At 61.9% G+C, this 396-nt stretch carries 1 pseudogene; it reads left to right on the top strand.

From position 1 onward, the window contains the following. Positions 1-396 (top strand): annotated as a pseudogene (locus SB765_RS28185) (hypothetical protein); the annotation flags it as partial.

The following is a 396-nucleotide window of genomic DNA, read 5'->3' as shown; positions in this document are numbered from 1 at the left end:
AGCCTTTGGGCGAGTCCCGCTCCGACTACGACATCTTCACCGCCATCCTGATTCGGTTGGGCCTGGGTGGCATTTTCACCGAAGGCTGCAGCGATCTCGACTGGGTCAAGCGCGTCTTCGACTCGTCGGATCTGCCCGATCATATTTCGTGGCGCGAATTCTGCCGCAAGGGCTACTTCGTCGTGCCGCCCGAAAAACCCGAGCTTCGCCATCCCGTGGACATGCGTTGGTATGCGGAAGACCGGAGAAAGGACCTGCCGGAACCTCATCCGCTGCCGTCACAGTTCTCGGAGAAATTCGGCAAGGGCCTGCAGACGCCAAGCGGCAAGCTGGAGTTCGTGCCCGAGTTGCTGAAGCGGCACACGGCGGACAATCCCGAGCGGCCGCCGCTCAACC

The organism is Pseudomonas sp. SIMBA_067 (genome assembly GCF_046534675.1).
Taxonomy (GTDB): Bacteria; Pseudomonadota; Gammaproteobacteria; order Pseudomonadales; family Pseudomonadaceae; genus Aquipseudomonas; species Aquipseudomonas putida.
The sequence above is the reverse complement of the archived record's forward strand: the minus strand, read 5'-3'. Positions and strand labels throughout refer to the sequence as shown.